This is a genomic window from Vibrio sp. A1-b2 (genome assembly GCF_021726015.1).
In the GTDB taxonomy this organism is placed as follows: domain Bacteria; phylum Pseudomonadota; class Gammaproteobacteria; order Enterobacterales; family Vibrionaceae; genus Vibrio; species Vibrio diazotrophicus.
Map to the genome: position 1 here is coordinate 132,061 of NZ_JAKKCI010000002.1, position 20,474 is coordinate 152,534.

20 protein-coding genes are annotated in these 20,474 nt (G+C 40.9%); 10 read left to right on the forward strand and 10 right to left on the reverse strand.

Translation table 11 applies throughout. From position 1 onward, the window contains the following. Positions 1 to 176: 176 nt before the first annotated feature. The 3 genes from L3V23_RS05445 to L3V23_RS05455 form a co-directional block, all read right to left on the reverse strand. On the reverse strand, positions 177 to 728 hold the full coding sequence (locus L3V23_RS05445; RefSeq protein WP_237292000.1) for a DUF4019 domain-containing protein: 552 nt from the start codon (positions 726 to 728) through the stop codon (positions 177 to 179). Between the two features lie 306 nt (positions 729 to 1,034). Then, on the reverse strand, positions 1,035 to 1,379 hold the full coding sequence (locus L3V23_RS05450; protein WP_102953523.1) for a YajD family HNH nuclease: 345 nt from the start codon (positions 1,377 to 1,379) through the stop codon (positions 1,035 to 1,037). Between the two features lie 231 nt (positions 1,380 to 1,610). After that, positions 1,611 to 1,859, reverse strand: a complete 249-nt coding sequence (locus L3V23_RS05455; RefSeq protein ID WP_180980348.1) for a LysR family transcriptional regulator — start codon at positions 1,857 to 1,859, stop codon at positions 1,611 to 1,613. A 229-nt stretch (positions 1,860 to 2,088) separates the two neighbouring features. Here L3V23_RS05455 and L3V23_RS05460 point away from each other — a divergent pair, with 229 nt between their 5' ends. Both L3V23_RS05460 and L3V23_RS05465 read left to right on the forward strand, forming a co-directional pair. Further along, entirely contained in the window at positions 2,089 to 3,168 is a 1,080-nt protein-coding gene (locus L3V23_RS05460) for a hypothetical protein (RefSeq protein WP_102953524.1), read from the forward strand. A 21-nt stretch (positions 3,169 to 3,189) separates the two neighbouring features. Then, the gene (locus L3V23_RS05465; protein WP_237292001.1) at positions 3,190 to 3,516 is read left to right on the forward strand and encodes a hypothetical protein; all 327 of its coding nucleotides are present in this window, start codon (positions 3,190 to 3,192) and stop codon (positions 3,514 to 3,516) included. 158 nt (positions 3,517 to 3,674) lie between these two features. Here L3V23_RS05465 and glgC read toward each other — a convergent pair whose 3' ends face one another. Further along, positions 3,675 to 4,931: a glucose-1-phosphate adenylyltransferase gene (glgC, locus tag L3V23_RS05470; protein WP_102964766.1), complete on the reverse strand. Its 1,257-nt coding sequence runs from the start codon at positions 4,929 to 4,931 to the stop codon at positions 3,675 to 3,677. 555 nt (positions 4,932 to 5,486) lie between these two features. Here glgC and tssI point away from each other — a divergent pair. From tssI to L3V23_RS05495, 5 genes are all read left to right on the forward strand, one after another. Then, on the forward strand, positions 5,487 to 7,544 hold the full coding sequence (gene tssI, locus L3V23_RS05475; RefSeq protein WP_237292002.1) for a type VI secretion system tip protein TssI/VgrG: 2,058 nt from the start codon (positions 5,487 to 5,489) through the stop codon (positions 7,542 to 7,544). Continuing rightward, entirely contained in the window at positions 7,541 to 8,320 is a 780-nt protein-coding gene (locus L3V23_RS05480) for a DUF4123 domain-containing protein (protein ID WP_102969830.1), read from the forward strand. Before tssI ends, L3V23_RS05480 begins: the two co-directional genes overlap by 4 nt. Continuing rightward, positions 8,317 to 10,413 (forward strand): DUF2235 domain-containing protein, encoded by a 2,097-nt coding sequence (locus L3V23_RS05485; RefSeq protein WP_237292003.1) that lies wholly within the window; start codon positions 8,317 to 8,319, stop codon positions 10,411 to 10,413. Before L3V23_RS05480 ends, L3V23_RS05485 begins: the two co-directional genes overlap by 4 nt. After that, complete coding sequence (locus tag L3V23_RS05490) at positions 10,403 to 11,158, forward strand: DUF2931 family protein (protein WP_237292004.1); 756 nt, start codon at positions 10,403 to 10,405, stop codon at positions 11,156 to 11,158. Before L3V23_RS05485 ends, L3V23_RS05490 begins: the two co-directional genes overlap by 11 nt. 299 nt (positions 11,159 to 11,457) lie before the next feature. After that, on the forward strand, positions 11,458 to 12,000 hold the full coding sequence (locus L3V23_RS05495) for a glutathione peroxidase (protein ID WP_237292005.1): 543 nt from the start codon (positions 11,458 to 11,460) through the stop codon (positions 11,998 to 12,000). Positions 12,001 to 12,060: 60 nt separating this feature from the next. Here the strand turns inward: L3V23_RS05495 and L3V23_RS05500 are convergent, their stop codons facing one another. From L3V23_RS05500 to L3V23_RS05510, 3 genes are all read right to left on the reverse strand, one after another. Next, positions 12,061 to 12,519, reverse strand: a complete 459-nt coding sequence (locus L3V23_RS05500) for an EF-hand domain-containing protein (RefSeq protein WP_237292006.1) — start codon at positions 12,517 to 12,519, stop codon at positions 12,061 to 12,063. A gap of 169 nt (positions 12,520 to 12,688) precedes the next feature. Then, entirely contained in the window at positions 12,689 to 13,432 is a 744-nt protein-coding gene (locus L3V23_RS05505; protein ID WP_237292007.1) for a hypothetical protein, read from the reverse strand. A 231-nt stretch (positions 13,433 to 13,663) separates the two neighbouring features. Next, on the reverse strand, positions 13,664 to 14,824 hold the full coding sequence (locus L3V23_RS05510) for a benzoate/H(+) symporter BenE family transporter (RefSeq protein ID WP_237292008.1): 1,161 nt from the start codon (positions 14,822 to 14,824) through the stop codon (positions 13,664 to 13,666). A gap of 99 nt (positions 14,825 to 14,923) precedes the next feature. Between L3V23_RS05510 and L3V23_RS05515 the strand changes: the two genes are divergently transcribed. From L3V23_RS05515 to L3V23_RS05525, 3 genes are all read left to right on the forward strand, one after another. Continuing rightward, positions 14,924 to 15,466 carry an XRE family transcriptional regulator gene (locus L3V23_RS05515; protein WP_237292009.1) on the forward strand — a complete coding sequence of 181 codons (543 nt, stop codon included), beginning with the start codon at positions 14,924 to 14,926 and terminating at the stop codon, positions 15,464 to 15,466. A gap of 327 nt (positions 15,467 to 15,793) precedes the next feature. Continuing rightward, complete coding sequence (locus L3V23_RS05520) at positions 15,794 to 16,312, forward strand: YgjV family protein (RefSeq protein WP_237292010.1); 519 nt, start codon at positions 15,794 to 15,796, stop codon at positions 16,310 to 16,312. A gap of 13 nt (positions 16,313 to 16,325) precedes the next feature. Continuing rightward, complete coding sequence (locus L3V23_RS05525; protein ID WP_102968626.1) at positions 16,326 to 16,649, forward strand: cupin domain-containing protein; 324 nt, start codon at positions 16,326 to 16,328, stop codon at positions 16,647 to 16,649. 122 nt (positions 16,650 to 16,771) lie between these two features. On the opposite strand, the gene L3V23_RS05530 is transcribed toward L3V23_RS05525, so the two are convergent. The 3 genes from L3V23_RS05530 to L3V23_RS05540 form a co-directional block, all read right to left on the reverse strand. Further along, positions 16,772 to 17,122, reverse strand: coding sequence for a helix-turn-helix transcriptional regulator (locus L3V23_RS05530; RefSeq protein ID WP_102964677.1), 351 nt, complete (start codon positions 17,120 to 17,122; stop codon positions 16,772 to 16,774). Between the two features lie 225 nt (positions 17,123 to 17,347). After that, complete coding sequence (kdgR, locus tag L3V23_RS05535) at positions 17,348 to 18,136, reverse strand: DNA-binding transcriptional regulator KdgR (RefSeq protein WP_042480882.1); 789 nt, start codon at positions 18,134 to 18,136, stop codon at positions 17,348 to 17,350. Between the two features lie 314 nt (positions 18,137 to 18,450). Next, entirely contained in the window at positions 18,451 to 20,421 is a 1,971-nt protein-coding gene (locus tag L3V23_RS05540; protein ID WP_102965856.1) for a methyl-accepting chemotaxis protein, read from the reverse strand. Positions 20,422 to 20,474 lie beyond the last annotated feature (53 nt).

Here is a 20,474-nt window from a genome sequence, read left to right on the forward strand (position 1 = left end):
AAAACCTACCATTCATAAAAGAAACCGGGACAAAATCGAAGAGCCGAGAAAATACATTGATGAAGAAAGAAAAGGAGGCATAGCTGATTTTGTTCCCATAATGGATTCAGAATGAGTAACAGTGTTTGAAGATGAGGTGTATTTTTAGAGTTAAATAACTCCTTTTAAATCAATTTTTAATTGATGAAATACCCTGCAACTCGCCATTCACTGGCTATTTTCTGCAACGTCACAGTTTCTATAGCCGAGCTTTTTTGCCCAAAACTTGCTGCGAAATTGATAACAAGATACTGACCATCAGCAACCCCAGGAAGAGAATTGTGTTCAGAAGCTCTTTTAACTGAGCGAGAAATAACTTTGCCTAAAGGTGTGCGTATTTGAGTAAGCATTCTTATCCATTTGGAACTTGAAATCCTTTCTTGAAACACAGGCGCAGCTTTACTCCAACTCAAGGCATATTCACCTGAATCAACAATCTCTAACCATGATATGGCCGCATCTCTTTTACTATCATTTATACCTAAAACCGTTGAATTTGATTCAACACTTAGATCAGCAACATTTAGTTCAAAAGCAGCTGCAATAGCTTTCTGTGATTCCAACGAACACTTACCTTCATTTTCCGCTCTTTGAACTGTGCGAAGACTGATACCTGCAATGAGTGCCAGATGTTCCTGAGACCAGAATTTTCCTGAACGAAGTTTTTTGATTAGTTCTTGATTTACCATCTATTCCAACTTTCCCAGAGAAAATACGAAAACAAATTATTACAGGAGTGTTATTAGTTTTCCACGTCAGTCATACGACACATACGCCAAACACTAGCCTAAGCAATTAGCTTTACTAAATTATGCAGCGAGAATCCGTTGAGGATTGAATATTCACTTTAGGAAATAGTGAATAGCCAACATGATGTTAGTCTCTTTTAAAATTACCCAAAATCGGTCAATTAATGACAAAAGCGATATGTCCGAAATTTGGGACAGGATCAATACTTTAGCGCACAAGAGTCAAATCGCTCATGTGCTTTAGATTCACTTCTTCATCATCTTTGCTAAATCAGCAAATGGATTGTATGTCGCCCCTTTGTGTTCATCTTCACCTGGTTTTATCTCACTACCATAAAGTTCATGTTCTAGGTATTTACTATGCTCATGATCGTGGCAGTAGAGACACAATAGCTCCCAATTGCTGCCATCCTCGGGGTTATTCGTATGATCATGATCTTTGTGGTGAACCGTTAATTCACGCAGATTTGAATACACAAACTCTCTAGCACACCTCCCGCATACCCAGGGATAGAGTTTTAGTGCTTTTTCTCTATAGCCTGCTTCTTTACGTGCGTAATTGGCACTGGTTCCGTAATGGTCTGATGACATGTTTGTACCCTAAGTCGTATTTAAACTCAGATGCTAGCACGAGTATAAATTGGGGAAAAGTGACCAATGTTTCGCTGTTCGCAATCAGGGATTGATGCAAAATGGACCTTAACTCAACCAGCCAAAGCAGTCTGCGCCTTGTTGGCAAAGTTTGTCAGTACTTTTATTAAGTTAGCGATTCATGAACAACAACATGCATGAAAAGTCGCTTAATAAGGATTCAGTTTGTAGCTATGATGGCATGCCATTGAGCACAATATGAATATTCGGAAACGCCTGTTTAAACTGAGCGATATAATGTGGAGCAAGACTATAGGAAGATATCCCAAAGCCTATTTTAAGGGTTCCCGTCGTTCCCTCGGCCACCAAATGAGTAAAAGCCTGAAAGACATTAAAGTTATCCACCATACGTTGTGCTTCGGGCAGAAGCGTCAGACCGGCCTGAGTCAAACCAGCTCCTTGTCTTCCTCTCTCGTTCATATTAAGTATTCCAATAACACTAACAACTTGCCAATCTATTGATGCTAATTAACATCAGATAAAAAGGACGCAAATCTAATGAAATATAAGCCAATTCACTTTTGGACAGTAGTACACCTTCTTCCTTAGAGCACACCGAACTGTGAACATTATTTTGAGAGCTTCACACTACTTTCAATACTAAACGTCTACTACGCTTTTAGCTGTTTCACTAAACAGGGACGCTAGGATGACAAAAATCAAATTATCACAATATGTTATCGCCCTTGGGGCAATAACAGTACTTTCCGCTTGCTCTTCAACATCAACCCAAATCAGTAGTTATGGTGCTGCTGTGGAACAACTTACAAGCCAGATTGACGCTACCATAAACGAGACTAACCAATTGAGTATCGACTATAAGTTGTCAAGAATAGCAGAGCAAAGCCACTACGGGGCTAACAAGGATTCTTCCAATGGTGGATGCTTCATCGTTGTTTCGCAAATAACAGACAACGTTGACGGTAATAGCAATCTCTGTACTCGTATAGGATTACCGACATTTGAAGATATTACACCCGTCATTCCAGAGAATGAGATAAAGTCACTCTACCTTTATAAGGCCAACAAAGCATTGCAATCTTATGCTCAGAGTCTCCAAAAGCTTAATGACGCAGGCTCCGCTCAAGAAATTACATCTGCAACGATCAAACTCGATAGTTCACTCGTGGGGTTATACACGCAATACGAGGCTCTATCGGGCGACACGACATATAATGAAGATTTCCATAAAACCTTAGATATTGTCTCTGGCTCGATAGCTGCCATAGGACGCTCAGTAGCTGAAGCAAAACGACGTAAGGCGCTCAAAACTATTATAAAAGAAGCTGATCCATGGATTATCAGAGTAACGAAGTCAATGGAACAGGAACTTAACAATGACCATTTTGGGAAGTTAAAAAAAGCCTATGAGCAGACCTCTTTAAGGGAATTATTCACAAACTATAATGACTTAGTGCGAGCGAGCAAACTAGATAAACAACAGCGCAAACAGATGATCAACGATATTTATGAAACATGGAAAGATTACAGTGCCCGTGAAATGAAGAGCAATGCTTTAGTCAAAGCCGTAGAGAAAATAAGAGTCTCACATAACACTCTAAAATCCGAAGTTTCAAAAGATATATTTGCCAGCTCAGAAATATCGAATACTGTCAGCGAACTTAACGACTATTACAAGCAACTTGACTCTTTTCATGAACTGCTCGCTTCATGCAAAGGCATACTTAAGTTAGAAGATGAAACATACACTTGTAGCAATGAAGGCTAAGGACGTCAGAAGGAATGATGTATGGATATTGAAACCCAATTAGAAGAACATTTAGTTAAAACGATAAAGATCACAAACAGAAATATTCCGATTTTAAGTGACGAAAAACGACGTATCGCAGAACTTACTGTAATCGAAGCAATAAACAAACTAGAGCTACTTATAAAAGGCAAATCAACAGCATCGTCTCAAGAACAACAAGAAGCTCTGGATGCACTGAAGGAGATCACTAAAGAGGCAACGGAAGCTAAGAACGATATAGCTAAGATATCGAATGCCATCGACAAACTGGCGGGTGCAATTAACAAAGTGGAAAAAGTGGCATCGAAAGTCGTTAAGTATATTTAGCGATACACAGGATTACGACAAGTTGCAAAATGGTCTTATCTTCAGAAAGTGAAGACAAGACCTTAATTCGGGTGTCAGACCAATCAATCTCGCTTGCCTTGTCTCTCGGCAAGCGATGTCTCTGACCAGAGTTTCCCTATAGCGATAATTCAGTACGTTTATTTTGCGAGTTTATCCAGCATAGCTTTAGTGACCAAGGTCACTCCTTTTTCAGTCACGCGGAAACCATTCGCTATATCTTGCTCTCTATCATAACCAATACATAAGCCGGCAGGGACACTACAATAGCTGTCAAGAATAACTCGTTTCAACTTAGCGCGCTCACCCACATGGCTACCATGCAACAATACTGACTCTTCGATAAGGCTGTATGAGTGGGCATGAACACTCGAATATAACAATGATTTTCGAATGGTAGAGCCTGAAATAATGCACCCTCCTGATACCGTTGAATCTACGGCCATTCCGCGTCGTTCATCGTTGTCAAAAATGAATTTAGCAGGTGGAAGCTGCTCTTGATATGTCCATATTGGCCAAGCTTTATCATAAAGATCAAGTTGTGGCTTAGGAGTAACAAGCTCCATATTGGCTTCCCAAAATGAGTCTAATGTGCCCACATCACGCCAATAAGGTTGATTGTCACTGTCAGGGTCTTTGAAAGAATACGCGAAAACATTGCTCTCATTAATAATTGAAGGAATGATGTCGTGTCCAAAATCATGGGTCGAGCCTTCGGTATCCACATCTTTGAGTAACTGGTTGAAAAGAAAATCGACATTGAAAAGATAATTTCCCATTGAGGCCAAACACTTACCCGGTTTATTAGGTATTTCATTTGGCTGGGCTGGTTTCTCATCAAAGGCAACAATTTTACTTTTAGAATCTACAGTCAAAACACCGAAACTGCCCGCTGCTTCTTCGGTATCGACTTCAAGACAACAGACTGTCATATCGGCATTATTCGCCACATGCTCAGCGAGCAAAGTACCATAATCCATGCGGTACACATGGTCACCAGACAAAATTAGAATGTATTTAGGATTATGAGAACGAATGATATCAATATTTTGATATACCGCATCTGCTGTACCAGCATACCAATCATCACCGGTTCGTTGTGAAGCTGGCAAAATTTCAACAAATTGTTGAGCCCTAAAACTTCCCCAACCACGGCTAATATGGCGGATCAACGAGTGTGATTTATACTGAGTTGCGATACCTACTCGGTGAATACCTGAGTTGAAACAATTTGATAATGGGAAATCGATAATACGAAACTTGCCACCAAAATAAACAGCTGGCTTGGCTCGAGAATCAGTGAGTTCAAAAAGACGGCTACCACGGCCTCCTGCCAATATCAAAGCATATGTATCTTTAGTCAAATTACTGATATGTCTGTCATAGTTATGGGACATAGAGGCCTCCTGAGCGTACGATTTATATAGATTTATTAGTTAGTTTTGTTATTAAAAGGCGTAGTTAAAGAACGGGCAGCGGTGCTGTCTATTGAATCTATGTTAGTTACTATATCGTTCAATCAACCGTTAAACTGTGACTAACTCAGGGCATTGCAGTTAGACAGGTTGAGCTAATCTGAAATAATTAAAGAACTAACAAGGCATTGCTCACCTACAAGTCTCACTTACTTTAAAGCTAGGTCGAAACCTATTTGCCTGCTTCACTTCTCGGTTGTTTTGCTGTTTGAAGTCACAAACTTTATTTGCTCCAGCGTTATGCCTAACTATTGCCTAATACTCCTCGGCTACACACTGAGTTCACCTTTTGCGAATAGTGAATACATCCAAGTAAAAACTTGCACCAAGTGTCACTTATTGCTCGCTGACTAGTAAAAACTTGCCCAACACTTGATAAAAAATCATTAAACCACTGAAATATATCCACTTTATAATTGGCACTTCACTTGCCTACTCCCTCTACTCATATGCGATAAACGTTGTTCAGAGGGATACATGACAAAGCTTAATTTCACGTTAACGGTTGATGAACTACCTGAAGACACGTTTGTTGTACGCGAATACAAAGGCTATGAATCTCTATCCGACACCCTTTTAGACAACGGTGATACTTGTTATGGATTTCGCTACTACATTGATTTAGCAAGCCGTCGGGCAAACCTCACGGCTAACAATATTGTCGACCGAAATGCGCATTTGAAGGTGTACAGAAACGGAGAGGTGGTTCAGCAGGTCAACGGCATCGTTCGAAGTTTCAGCCAAGGTGACACTGGGCACTCGCACTCTTACTATTCCGTCACTTTAGTTCCCTCATTAGAGCGTTTGTCGCTGCGCCAAAATTGTAGGATTTTTCAGTTAAAAACCGTTCCTGAAATCATCACCCTGTTATTGAATGAAATGGGCATCAGTGATGTTGTCTTTACCTTGAAACAGCCCAAAAAGAAGCGTGAGTTTTGTGTTCAATACCGTGAAAGTGACTTGGCTTTCGTGCAAAGACTCGCAGCAGAAGAAGGCATCGTTTACCACTTCGCCCATAAGAATGGTAAACACACGTTATGTTTTAACGATGACAGCAATACTCAACCAAAGCTCAATACGCCAATTCCTTACAATGCTGCCTCTGGCGGAACGGCGGATTCTACCTTCGTTTTTTCTCTCATCAAGAGCACTCAATCCGATGTTTCTGAGATTCAGCTTTCTGACTATAGCTTCAAAAAGCCCGATTATCTTTTCCGCCAAACTAGCGCTGGCACTGAATTGGATTACCAATTAGAAACATACGAACACTTTGATTTTCCAGGACGATTCAAAGACAACGAAAACGGTAAAGCTTACAGCCAAGCTCGATTAGGCTTTTTGCGCAGAGAAGCGAAGACAGCAATTGCGAAAAGCAACGAGCCAGCACTTCAAGCGGGATATAAATTTGATTTAGAAGAACATCTGGACGACACCAATAATCGAGATTGGCTGGTGGTTTATGCTCAACATTCCGCAACCCAGCCGCAAGCACTAGAAGAAGCCGGTGGGCATGGCGCGACCACCTACTCAAACCAACTCAAACTGATTCCTGCACACATACACTGGCAAGCTACGCCAATGGTAAAACCTCAAGTGGACGGCCCCTGTATTGCCACCGTCGTCGGGCCTGAAGGCGAAGAGATTTTCTGTGATGAACACGGACGTGTAAAGCTTCACTTCCCATGGGACAGATATTCCAAAGGAGACGAACACAGTTCTTGTTGGGTTCGAGTATCGCAAAGCTGGGCTGGAAGCCAATACAGTGTTATAGCGGTTCCACGCATAGGCCATGAAGTGATTGTCTCATTCTTAAATGGCGACCCTGACCAACCTATCGTGACAGGGCGTACCTATCACGCAACAAACACTCCACCCTACTTGCTGCCGGAGAACAAAACCAAAACCGTTATCCGCACTGAAACCCATAAAGGGACAGGATTTAACGAGCTCAGTTTTGAAGACCAAGCCAACGAGGAAAAAATCTATCTGCATGCTCAAAAAGATTATGAAGCCGATGTTCTCAATGATCATTCAACCCACATAAAACAGGACAAGCACTTAACGGTTGATAACGACCAATTTAGCTATATCAAAAACAATCAGCACATCACTGTAAACGGAGAAAGCCGCTTAAAAGTCGTGAAAGACTTCACCCAAATAATAAGCGGTAACCATCACCATAAAGTGGGTAGCCTGTATACCACTATCGCAGGAAGTGAAATTCACTTACAAAGTGGCACCAAAATAGTCATTGAAGCAGGAGCAGAAATCACATTTAAAGCCGCTGGTAGTTTCGTCAAAATAGACGCTTCTGGTGTCAGTATCGTAGGCCCAGCAATCAACCTGAATTCCGGCGGTCGAGCAGGTAACGGAAGCGGATATAACGGTCAATCTCCCACACTCCCAAATGGTGTTGAAAAACGACAACCTCCAGTAAAAAGCTCCAGTCAAGTCTCATATCAGCAACTTTTGAACGCTGAAAAAAATCACGTACCGGCAGTTAAAACATGCCCACTAGTAAAAGAGAATAGATGATGAAAGAGTGGGTTTTAGATCATTCAAATCACATCTACTGGTTGGTTACCGCTGATCTATTTAAAAAGGCACTCAATGAAAACATGCCAGCAGATGAAGCCATTCCCCTTTTCTGTATCGGTCAATTTAAAGACTTGATGCCGATGTCACCTTGGCTGCTACCCTCTGAATCGTTAACAGTTCTAAATGAAGAACTCCTTCAACAAGGATTGCTGCTGGAATCAGACTACCCGACAAATGAAGTGTTGGACCATCTGCGCAGCCTGCTGCTTGCGGGATTAGACGGTGAAGAGGTTCTTTTTAGGTTTTATGACCCTATCGTCATCGCGCCAATGTTAAATCTGATGCAAGAGTCAGAAAAATACCTTTTTATGGGAAACATTAAAACGTTACGTTATTGCCATCTCGAAACCACCATCACGTTGAACAATCCGCTACATGATTGCCATAAACAACATGAAGAACCTTGGTGGGTTATTCAACCTGAGCATTTAGTGAATTCCTATGACCTAGATATTCATTGCCAGATTTTAGATAGACGTTTTTGGAATGTCGTACCCGAAGTCATGGAGGCTAACGTTACTTCCAATATCATCATCAAAGACGCACTTATCTATGCTTCAAATCAGCAATGGTCTATTGATGAGGCTGAACTTTATGCTCTTTCACAACTGCTAGTAACAAGCAACTCTTCTATCGCAGACATAACCAAAAAATTCCACTTATCCAGCAGTGACGCTACCACATTAGTAAAATTTAGTGAGGTTAAAGCATGAGTACACTTGGCGTTAACAGTTGTTGCCTCAGCTGTGAACAATATAAAGACTGGATAGAAATTGTGATTCGTGATGAACACAATAGGCCCTTCCCAAACATAAAAGGCATCCTCACAGGTGCTTGTGGTGCTACTTATCCAATCACTGTTGGAGAACACCCAATCTTTTTAGACTCATTAGCTTCAGGCCGTGTGTCAATAACACTAGAAAACGATTTGTGGCTAGAAGCAACTCAAAGTCGCTTACCTGCAGAAGGTAAAGCCAAAGGTCTCAAGGATTGGCTTAGTTTACATCCACATGGTTACAACCAAAGCGCTTGGAAGAGTCAAACATTAGCTTTGGGAGATTTCATTCAACTAAAACCAAATCAAGAGATCCCTAAACGTCACCTCGCTAATGCATGTGAAACGCCAAACCTCGTCACAGGCAAGAGTCACTATATAACCATTCAAGGGTGTCGATATATCACTTTACGTCTGGGAGTATTTTTTGATGGTACAGCAAACAACACCTACAGTGCCAAATGGGGCAAAAAGCAACTCGATAAACATGTGAATCTTTGGAAAACATCGTATGAGGCTTCAAACGCCATCCTACGTGACAAGGGGATATTTAAGGAACACCTATCGGCCGTAGAGCTAATAGATAAATGTTTTGAATACCCAGCAGAAATAGAAAATCTTGAATGTGCTAGCGCAAAAAACGAACTCACCAATATTCAAAAGTTGTTTGATTTATACAGAAATAATGAATTCAGCGATAACAAAGATGCTTACTATCATGCTCAATACATAACAGGAATTGGTACAGGAAACAGTACAGAGATAGCTCCCGCTGATGAAGATCAAGAATGCGGTCAAGGCATGGGTATAGGTAAATACGGAGTCTCGGAGAAAGTAAAAACTGGTATAGAACAAATCTGTAGTCAAATGGAACAAATCATTCTCAATGTAGAAAGAAAGTTCGCGCTAGATGGGTTTCATAAAGTTGAGTTCGATGTTTTCGGATTCAGTCGAGGCGCGGCGGCGGCAAGACACTTTATAAACGACGTTCTTGATACTACAGAGGGCTTATTCCAGAAATCGTTTTCCGCAACATGTAAATCATACAAGCTCGACATGACTCATAATTTCGACTGGAATAGCAACGAACATTGCTGCATTGCCTTTGCGGGATTGTTCGATACCGTTGCGGCAGTGGCAAACTTTTGGGAGCTGGACTTTTCAGCTCATGATAATGATAACGGTCCTATCAAACTCTGGTTAAACCCAGACCGCGTAGCGAAAGCCGTTCATCTCGTAGCAAGTAGCCATACTGAATACCGCCACAACTTCAGTGTGAACTTATTAAATAAAGCACCACACTTTGATGAAATAGTGGTGCCGGGCGCGCATTCAGATATAGGAGGAGGTTATCATTCTAGACAAGCGTTTAGTGATAAAAGCTACTTACTTCCGTTACTCGAAAACCAATTAATTAAGTCTATCTCAAAAGACAATATTCCCCGCTTTGAGGAAACACGCATAGTTAATTCAATGCTATCCCGGCTAGAAAAATCAAAAGAATTCGACCAGTCACATGGCTGGAGTAAAGACAGCTATCTTATACCTAAACATAAAATTCGTTTTGCAGCCAAAGACAATAAGTATGCAGAAGCGAGGTTATTGTATCGTAACTGTACAGAAGGCGATTTATCTCGATTGTACTTAAGAGTGATGTTTGGGCTTGCTGAACACGCAGGAGTACCTATGAATGACAGAGATGAAACTACTGATGTTTGGAACTGCACTGAAAGCTTACTTGAAAGACATCTCTACTATCCTATTTCAGAAAAAATGTCGGCTAAACACGAATCAAGTCAGAGCTTCACTTTTAATACTTACTGCGAAAAGATCTTGGAGTTAGCAAAAAAAGGACAAATTGAGGAATTGCGCAATGAATTATCTCAGACTGACCTAACAAAAACATTTCATTCGCTAAATCTTGTACATCATTCAGCTGATGAAAGCATTAGTGGCGGCGTTATCAAACCATTCAAACCCAACTTAGTTGGTAATCGTTATATGCGTGGGGAATATGATTGTGAACATTAGCTTAAAATGTATAACTCTAATATTGATTGCTTCAAATGTTTCAGCATGTTCAACCACTGACGGCTTCCCTCAAGACGCACGATTCCATCCATGGAGAATTGGTGTCGTTATTCCATGGGTCTATGTTTCCGGTGTAACACAAGCTTACGGTATAAATGAGAAAAAAGACTGGACCAGTTTAATGCTTCCATATGGTCAGATGCTCAGTGATAGCAGACGAAACATCAATTACATTAGGGAAGATTTGCAACGGCAAGACTATGACGGATATGGAATTGCACTTGGACATTCAGACTTTACCCCTAACCAAATTGGCTTAGGTTACAAAACTCTGCCAGATGAACTCTATCTCTATTGGAACTCAAGTTTCACTAATAGACATTACGCAACCGTGGTCAAAGTTACACCACAAATAAAAGCCGCTATGAAAAAGCCTTATCCACATCCAAGTTGGCGATTCGAAGGACAAAACTGCTATCAGACTACTTTTAAGTTCGGATTATTGCCCGATGGACGAGCAAAACTTTGGCTGGAGGGGTGTAATATTTATACGTATGTTGGAGTGTTTGCCCCTGCTCGCTCCGAGTTAAGAAGCCCAAATTGGACGAAAGAAACTTCAAGTGCTTATCACGCGGCTAAACAGGAAGGTTTAACTATAGAACCAATACCTTGGGATAAAGTAGACAAAGTTTGGTACAACAAAAAAAGAGATACAATGCAAACACTTGATGATGCTTTGAAATAGATAATTAAGATTTACTTCGTGCAACTAACACAGATAATAATTTAAATGCCTCTTAGTTTAACGGTAAGAACGCTCTCTACTATCTCTATTGTCACGTCTCTCTAACAGCATACTTGAATACTATAGAAATCGATTCGTCTTTAACTCGTCAACCAATTTATCATTGCTCACAATATAATTGTGCGATACCTTAATGTTGTGAACGTTAATCAGACTTGAAGTCTCGGCTATTGCCGCTAAAACTTCATTGAGAAAATAAGAAACTAAAAGTACTTCAACCGGAATACAAGGACGGAATAATGAGCTCAATTTATGGTATTGATTTAGTGACAATCGAAGGTAAACAGCAAAAGCTGGCTGACTTTAAAGGTAAAACACTGCTGATCGTTAACACTGCTTCTGAATGTGGTCTCACACCTCAATATGAAGGTTTAGAAAAGCTTTACCAAGCTGAAAAAGACAATGGATTGGAGATTCTTGGTTTTCCATGTAATCAGTTTGGCGCACAAGAACCAGGCCAAGAAGCAGATATTCAGTCATTTTGCAGCATGCGTTTTGGCGTAACTTTTCCTCTATTTAGCAAAATCGAAGTTAACGGCGAAGGTCGTCACCCTCTATACCAACATCTGTTTTCTGCTCTACCAGAGCGCACTACTGCGCCAGAAAGCGGTTTTGCAGAAAAGCTCAAAGGTCATGGTATCGAAGCGAAAGAAGGCGATATTATGTGGAACTTTGAAAAATTCCTAGTAAGTAAGGATGGCGAAGTTATTGGGCATTTTGCTCCAGATATGACTCCAGACCACGAAATTCTAGCTAAGGCGATTGAAAAAGCTCTAGCATAATTCCTTACCCAGTATTTAATCCCCCGAGCCATCAAGTTCAGGGGATTATGTCTTATCTAGTTAATTATTTTTATTGCCTTTTCCGTTGCTGTTGTTGCTGTTGCTGTTGCCACCACCATTATCATTTTTAGATTTGTTGCGGTTAGTCTTTTCTTCTTTATACATCTTCATTTCACCTGTACCGTTACCAGGGTTTGAATAACGACTATGGGCTGCAAATTCTTCTTGGGTAATCACACCATCTTTGTTCTTATCGAATGAGGCAAATGCGCTCACTGAATCTCTCTTATTCAATTGTTTTGCATTCGTAGTTGAATCACTTCCCTGATTCATTTGCATGGGCATACTTGAACGGTATGTATCCAATTCAGACATACTGATCACGCCGTCACCATCGGTGTCCACGCTCTCAAATGAAGGCATCATTCTCATTGGTCGAGTATCTGTCTCTTCACTCGCAAAACTGTTAACAGACAATACGCTCGCACACACTAGTAATCCGACACTTAGTTTGTTCATAGTTAGGTACCTACTCATGACTAAAGACCTTTTAATAATAGAATAGTTAACGCTAACTGCAGCCCTATAAATGAAGTAAATAGTTTTAAAAATAAAGATTGGAATCAGAGTTTAAAAAGGCCTCTGATTTCTTTCATAACCAAAGGCCTTGATGCGAATAAATACTAGATTATTTTGACTCTACAAATTCGAGTTTGGTACCAGGAAATACCTGAACGATATAGCGGCTAGTTGTGTAGATGAGAAGAGCAATACCCAACATTTCCAGCGTTTCTTCACAGGTGTAGCTGATGGCATAAATAAACGACTCTGTTCCCGATTTCTGCGCGATCACACCGCCCACCAGTTCAAGCCCTATCGCTCCTGATAAGAACACTACGCCAGATAGCAGATACAGTCCCAACATATTTTTTGGCAAATTCAGCAGGAATCGAAAGTAAGCTGTACCCAACACAATTGCCACAATGCCATATGGAATAACCCATGCGAAATAGAAAACACCTGAAGTATGTAAAGTCTCTCTTACTGGGCCAACCAGCATTTCATGGAATTCTGAAGACTCATCGATTGATAAGAAAATAAAGATAAATGCCAACCCAAACCAAGGAAAACCAGATTCTCTCCTCACTCTATGCATATAACCAACCAAAGCAAGTAAGGCGCTTGCAACAAACATTGCAAATGAAGAATAGAGTGTTGGAATATTCATTTCTGTATCGACGTCAACAAGACGAATGAAGCTCTTAATATGAGGGAACTGTAGATAAAACCGAGCCCAAATGCCCGCCATATTGGCAACAACAATAAGTAATATAATAAATAAAAACGTCAAAAGTATCGATTTAGGATTTAACTTTAAACTCACCGCTGCGCTCCAACCATTTGCAGGATCAATAGATACTAATGGATACATTTAATATGCAACCATACACATTACAAACATTTCATGATGCTAGCTAACTTGTTGATGTAGCGTCTAGGAATTTCTCGTATAAATTCAATTAATAGCAATATTAAGAATATAGGAGTCTGGAAAAATTCAGACTCCTATTACAGTAATAACGCACTAGAACACTAAGCAGATATATTTGTAAAAACTAAACCGCAGCGAATCTTGTAAACAACAACTTTTGTAAATAGCGTTCTAAGCTTTTGGGGCTATAAAGTGTAGATGTAACAACCCAACAACTAAACCCCACACCACGGAACCAATCCCAAGAAATGTTACTCCAGACATGGTAATCAGAAATGTGTACAGCGCGGATTCGCGAATATTTTCGTCTTTAAAAGCCGTCTGAAAACACATCAGTAAGGTGCCTAGCAAGGCGAGACCTGCAAGAATCTGCGTCACTTCTTTAGGCAAAGCTAGAAAAGTGGCCACCACCGTGGTCGCCCAAATACCTGCTATCACATAGAAGATGCCAGCCCAAATCACAGCTCGGTATCTTTGAGCAGGATCTTCATCAACATCTTTGTTCATACAAATAGCTGCAGATATAGCCGCCAAATTCACGCTAAAGCCACCAAAAGGGGCAAACAGAATATTGGCTATACCACTTCCAAGAAGCAATGGTTTAACAGGGACTTCATAAGCGTGCGATCTCATCATGGCAATACCAGGTAAGTTCTGAGAAAGCATAGTAATGATATAAAGCGGAAAACTCAGGTTGATCATCGCAGCGATACTAAAACTCGGCGTGATCCACACCGGTTTTGCAAACGTCAGATCAATACTTTGACTGTCGAATGCACCACTAATCACTGAATAAACAATGCCAACAACCAGCAATATCGCCATAGTGTACTGAGGCACAAACCTCTTTCCTGCCATGAATGCGGCAAACATACAGAAGAAGATAATCGGGTCTGTCATCACAGGGCTAAAGGTTTTCACGCAGAACGAAAGCAAAATAGCTCCCAACATCGCTGTCGCCAGCTGCGGAGGGATATTAGCCAGTGCTTTACTCAGTGGCGATATCAGCCCGGTCAATACAATCAATAAGCCTGAGATGACAAATGCGCCTAGCACCACTGACATATCATATTGCCCGACAGCGGCGACAAGCATAGCCGCTCCCGGCGTTGACCAAGCCGTTAAAACTGGCTTCTTGAAATACCAAGAAAAGATAATAGAAGTGATGCCCATTGCCAGACCAAGAGCCAGTAGCCAACTTTCTATTTGAGAAGAAGTAGCGCCTGCGGCTGTTGCAGCCTGAATAATTATTACCACCGAACTGGTGTAACCCACTAATACTGCGGTAAAGCCTGCCGAAACGTGACTTAAATTAAATATTCCTTTTTGCATTTCATACCCTTTTCCTAGAAATCTTTTCACGCGTGCGTTATAACGTACACTGCTGAGAATATCACCGTGCGCTATAACGCACAACAAGGATTTTTATTTGTGGACGACACCATTTTCAAAACTCAGATAGCCAATTACTTACGCTCTTTAAGAACAAACAAGGGATTGAGCTTAGATGCTGCGTCAAAACTAACTGGAGTTTCAAAAGCCATGCTTGGGCAAATCGAAAGAGGCGAATCAAGCCCAACCATTTCAACACTTTGGAAAATAGCCAGTGGATTAGAAACCTCGTTTTCAGCCTTCTTTGCTGATGAACCAGAGCTACGAGGCAGTGAACTGACCTTTCCTGACGATCCAAAAATGAAAGTAAATACTTTGTTCCTCTTTAGGGAAGACGCAGGCTTTGAAATGTTCGAGATAACCTTAACTGACCAGCATCAACAGATGTCGGAAGCCCATGATGTAGGAGTAATAGAGCATGTCCACGTTCTAAGTGGTGAACTAAATCTCTACTTTGAGGGGCAATGGCACCTTATTGGTCAAGGAGGAAGCATTCGTTTCATGGCTGATCAACCCCATGGCTATAAAGCGGTTACAGATAAGACTGTATTTCAGAACATAGTCTGTTATCCAAGAAGATAAGTAGCTTTATATCTAAGCGCTGATTTAAAAAAGTTAATCACCCACACATTATTGAAAAGGTGTTTTAATATTAATTGTAATTGATGTGCTTTTTGTATATCGTACCAACGATAAAACACTCAGATACTGATGAATAGTAGTTTACTTGGCGTTTCTAAATACTTGTTAAAATTGCATTTGATTAGAATCAGTGGGAAGAGTGGATAGGCAAAATGGCTCGCTGAGCATGTCAAAAGGTAAACATCAAGCGCAGTCCATTTGAAAAGGGTTCTGAGTAATTTTTATGATTTGCTCAGTTGTCTATTACTTTTCGAGTGTGAGAGTTTGATGGATTTTTCTTTGGCTCAGGCTTTAGGGTTAGTCAGTTTTGCTTTGGGTATATCAACGTTTTATCAAAAAGATGACCGTAAGTTGAAAATCATTATGTTGATTTTCAATATGAACCATCTGTTGCATTACTTGTTACTCGGTTCAATGACTTCGGCTTTAAGTGCTGCCTTATCTGCCGCAAGGACCGGGACATCGATTTATACTTCCTCTAGATATGTTGCCGCTGTTTTTATCGTTTTGGGTCTAAGTCTAGGGTTAAGTATCTCAAACCAATGGTGGGACATGTGGCCGATTGTTGGAACCGTTATCGGAACATTCGCTGTATTTATGCTTAGAGGGATAGCGATGCGCATTGCCTTCTTAGTGGGGGGAGTCTGCTGGCTAATCAACAATATAATCGTCGGTTCCATTGGTGGAACCATGCTTGAAGCGACCTTGATTTGCGTTAACTTGCTGACCATGTATCGCTTGGTTAGAGACGAAAAGAAAGCAGCAATTCCATCAGAAGTTATATAGGAAAGGGCAAGCTATGTTCATATACAACAAAGACGTTAAATTGGAAGATCTAGGCAATGGTGTATCTCGCAAAATCCTTGCATACAGCGAGAACATCATGAGCGTAGAAGTCTATTTTGAAAAAGGTGCGGTCGGTACTCTACACAACCATCCACACGAACAGCTAACTTATGTCCTTTCCGGCGAATTCGAATTCACCATAGGTGATGAAAAGAAAATCGTGAAAGCAGGAGACGCGCTCTACAAAGAACCAAACGTAATGCACGGTTGTGTTTGTTTAGAAAAAGGCGTCTTGCTAGATAACTTTACGCCAATGCGTAAAGACTTCATCGCCTGATCAAAAGTTTATTAAAACAACGACATGACAACACCCTAGAAATAGGAACTCATAGATCTCCTTGCCAGTCTCTATGACTGGCTTTTTTATCAATCTACAATCTTAAATCGCGCCCATTCTCATTACGACTTCGCTACATGCACATATTCAATGATGACTTGATTACCTTCCACATGTACTTTCTGAATCTCGCCATCCACACTAACTCGGTTCTGCAAATAAACGACAGACTCCCCTCTTCCACTCTTCTGTCTCAACGTCGGTAATACGTTTTCCGGTTCAACGTGAAGGTGTTTACAGAACTTTGTCACGAATGACATAGATAGGGGTTCGCTACCACGTAGAAGATTTGAAAACTCCACTTGGCTTACACCAAGGCGTTTGGTTATTTCCATTTGGGTAAGATGCATTTTCGCTTTCTGCGACATCCATACATCATATAGGGCTCTTCGATCTTCTTGGCAAAATTCCATGTTATATCTCTTAAAACATTACTCAAACATATAAGTACAATGCCAAATCATCATGAGAAAAATGTCAGTCCAGAGTGAGATTCTGTCCAAGGTTTTGGTAATTTCCGTTCATTCTGCTGTTGCAATATCTGAATGAAAGATTCTGTTTAATATTTAATCAGTACAAAGTAAAAAGCCGTGTATAGATAAGGCTATACACGGCTTTCATTTGTTAAAGATGGTTAATTAGTCTGCATACGGATAATCAGCGCAGCCTAGCTTCTTAGAAATACGTCGAGCAGCAGCATGCAACTCAGTAACATATTCCACTTTCTTCTCTTCGGTAAAACGTATGGTTGGAAGAGAAATACTTAAGCCCGCGATCACTTGATGGAAACGGTCGTATACAGGTACGGCAATACAGCGCAAGCCGATTTCTTGTTCTTCCACATCTTCTGCAAAACCTTGCTCTTTAACCAGCGCTAGCTCAACGAGTAAAGAATCCACATCTTTATGCGTACGCTCTGTTGTTTGAACAAACTCAACCTCAGAAAGAATGTCGCGAACTTCCTGCTCAGGGCGAGTACATAGCAATACTTTACCGATTGCCGTCGAGTAAAGCGGATTGCGGCGTCCTATACGAGACTGCATACGTAAGTTGTATTTAGAATCCAACTTATGCACATAGATAATGCTATCACCGTCCAAAGCCCCTAAATGGAGGGCTTCCATAGTCAGGTCAGAGATGCGACGCATTTCGATGTTCGCTATCTCCACCAAATCAACATACTCAAGTGCAGCTGAACCGAGTTCAAACAGCTTTAGAGTTAACGAATAGTTCTCGGTTTCACCTTCTTGAGCAACGTAACCAAGAGATTTCATCGTTTGCAGAAAACGATATACCGTGCTTTTAGACATCATTAATCTTTGAGCTAACTCACTGATGCCAATATCCTTTTGCGTCGCAAGTGCCTGTAAAATACCAAATGTCTTCAATACGGAAGAAACAGATTCGGGTTGCTTGTCAGCTGTCATCTTGTCTTACCTATTATTCATATTCATTTTTATCGACATACTCTTTATCGCCCAATGAGCAGTTGGCATGAGCTCGATTCAGATAGAATGCCGCCTAGAGCAGCTTTCAAAAAAACTAAAACACGTTTCCAAACAACTAAACGTCCACCCGTTAATTTAAAATAATGTGCTCAAAAAAAATAGGGTTCAGTTATCTTTTTTCACAATTAATCGCCGAAGTGAACTGTTTTAGTGATTTTCATGGCCTTTTCAACAAAAAATGGCTGATAGTCAAGAAATTACATACAGTTTCATTAACATTATCTATCTTGAGCTCAGATGGCGTAGTCACTGACTAAGGCGCGCTGTTTAGAAGAGACTTGCTTGATCTCACTGATGCTATCGGAAAGAGCCTCAACACTCTTGGTATTGTTTTGCGCGCTGATTTTAATTGCCGTCAACTTTTCCACCATGACATGACTTGTTGTCAGTTGTTGCGACGTTGCAACGGATATTGCATGTGACATCTCGGCAGCAGTATCAATGCATAGTTTTACTTCCTTCACCGCATCATAAGAGATTTGAGAACTGTGTGTGGCTTCTAACATGCTACTTTTACATTGTTGAATCAGTTGTACCGATTGAGATACACTTTGTTGCAGCGATTGAATGTTGCCCAAAATACCGTTGGTTGATTGCGTGGTGTTAGTCGCTAATTGGCGAACCTCATCAGCAACAACGGCAAAGCCACGGCCATGTTTTCCTGCCCGGGCGGCTTCTATCGCTGCATTCAATGCGAGTAAGTTTGTTTGATCTGCAATTTCTTCGATCATCGCAAGGGCAGATTCTATTTGCTTGGCATCTATTACTAGATGGTCAATCGTTTCTACTGCTTGATCGAGTAACATTGAAGTCGAAGCAATGCACTGGTCATTGAGCTTTATATGTTCATAGCCTTTTTGAGATTCATCAACCGCTAATGCCATTCTGTCGCTGGTTGCTTTGGCCTGCTGAGCCACATGTTTGATAACGCCCTCCATCTCTTCGGTTAATGAAGCGACTTCATCAGTTAACTCAACTTGGTGTTTTAACGCTAGCTCAGTTTGGCGCGCATGGACGCTGTTATGTTCCACGACCTCATTCAGGGTATGAGAGGATTGTTGCAGTTGCCCCAATAATCCACATTGTAGCTCACGAACCGATTCTACGTGCTTAGCCAACCACGCCATTTCTCTACTTTTGCTATACGATGCTTGCAAGGTGAGATCACGATTTGCCATCGAATTTAGAACCGCTCTTAGTGCCCTTAAGCCAGCTTGTATATTTCGAGAAGTAGCGATGACAAGCCCTAATGACAATACCCCCACAGCGGCGATGAAGGCAACCAACTGCAACATATAACGACTCTGCTGCTCTTTTACTTCCAAGACCTTGTTTTGGGCTTTAACAATTAAAACATCTCTAAAGGTCTCTAAAGCATTTATTTGTTCTCGCACATGAAAAGAGAGATTCTGCGTAATGCTTTTCTCTTCGGTAGATAACTTTATCATCTGTAAATGATTAAAAACCGCACCATCATCCTGAGTACCGTGCGCTAGTAGTGATTCAATTAACTTCTGATTTTTTTTCGACACACTGTTACTACGCTCGGCGAGTTCCGAAACCATAGCAATGATTTGGTTACTGACTTCTTTGTTCTTGACGAAAAAAGTTTCAACCTCTTCTAGGTTGGTTGAATCCAATGCCTTGTCTGTATTGAACATAAGGGAGTCTAAACGACTACTTAAGTTCTCCACCATCATGGCACTGTTCATATCTTTCTCAGTAGCGCTCAAGGTATAAATAAAGCGTTTTACCTGTGAAGAAAGTAAGCGGTAGTTTTGTGTGCGTTTTTGCTGTTCCGATAACAGTTCACCGTGAATCTCCATCATGTTCATCAAACGTTGAAAATCTTGCTCAAAGCTTTCTGGTACCACCCACTGTAAACTTAACCCATTGTGTTGATTGTCAATTTGAGCGATTTCTTGTTTTGAGAAGTTGACGTGAACCAGTACGTGCTCACTGATCTCCTTCCAAGTCTCATTGTTAAAATGAGCGATATCGTTTTCCAAATCGACCAACTCAGTTTCAACGACCGATAAGCGAGACAGCTCATCCATAGAAAACTTGCCAATGTAATCTAACTGCTCCGTCAGCTTCTGACTTTGCCAATAGCCAATGCCTCCTATCGCTGTAATGACCACCAGCAAAAGGCTAGTGACAAAATAGAACCTACCAACAATAGACATTTTGTGCCAAATACTCATGCTAGATCTCCAACGAAAGAAGCCTTCTCAATATCCCTAATGAGAAGGCTATG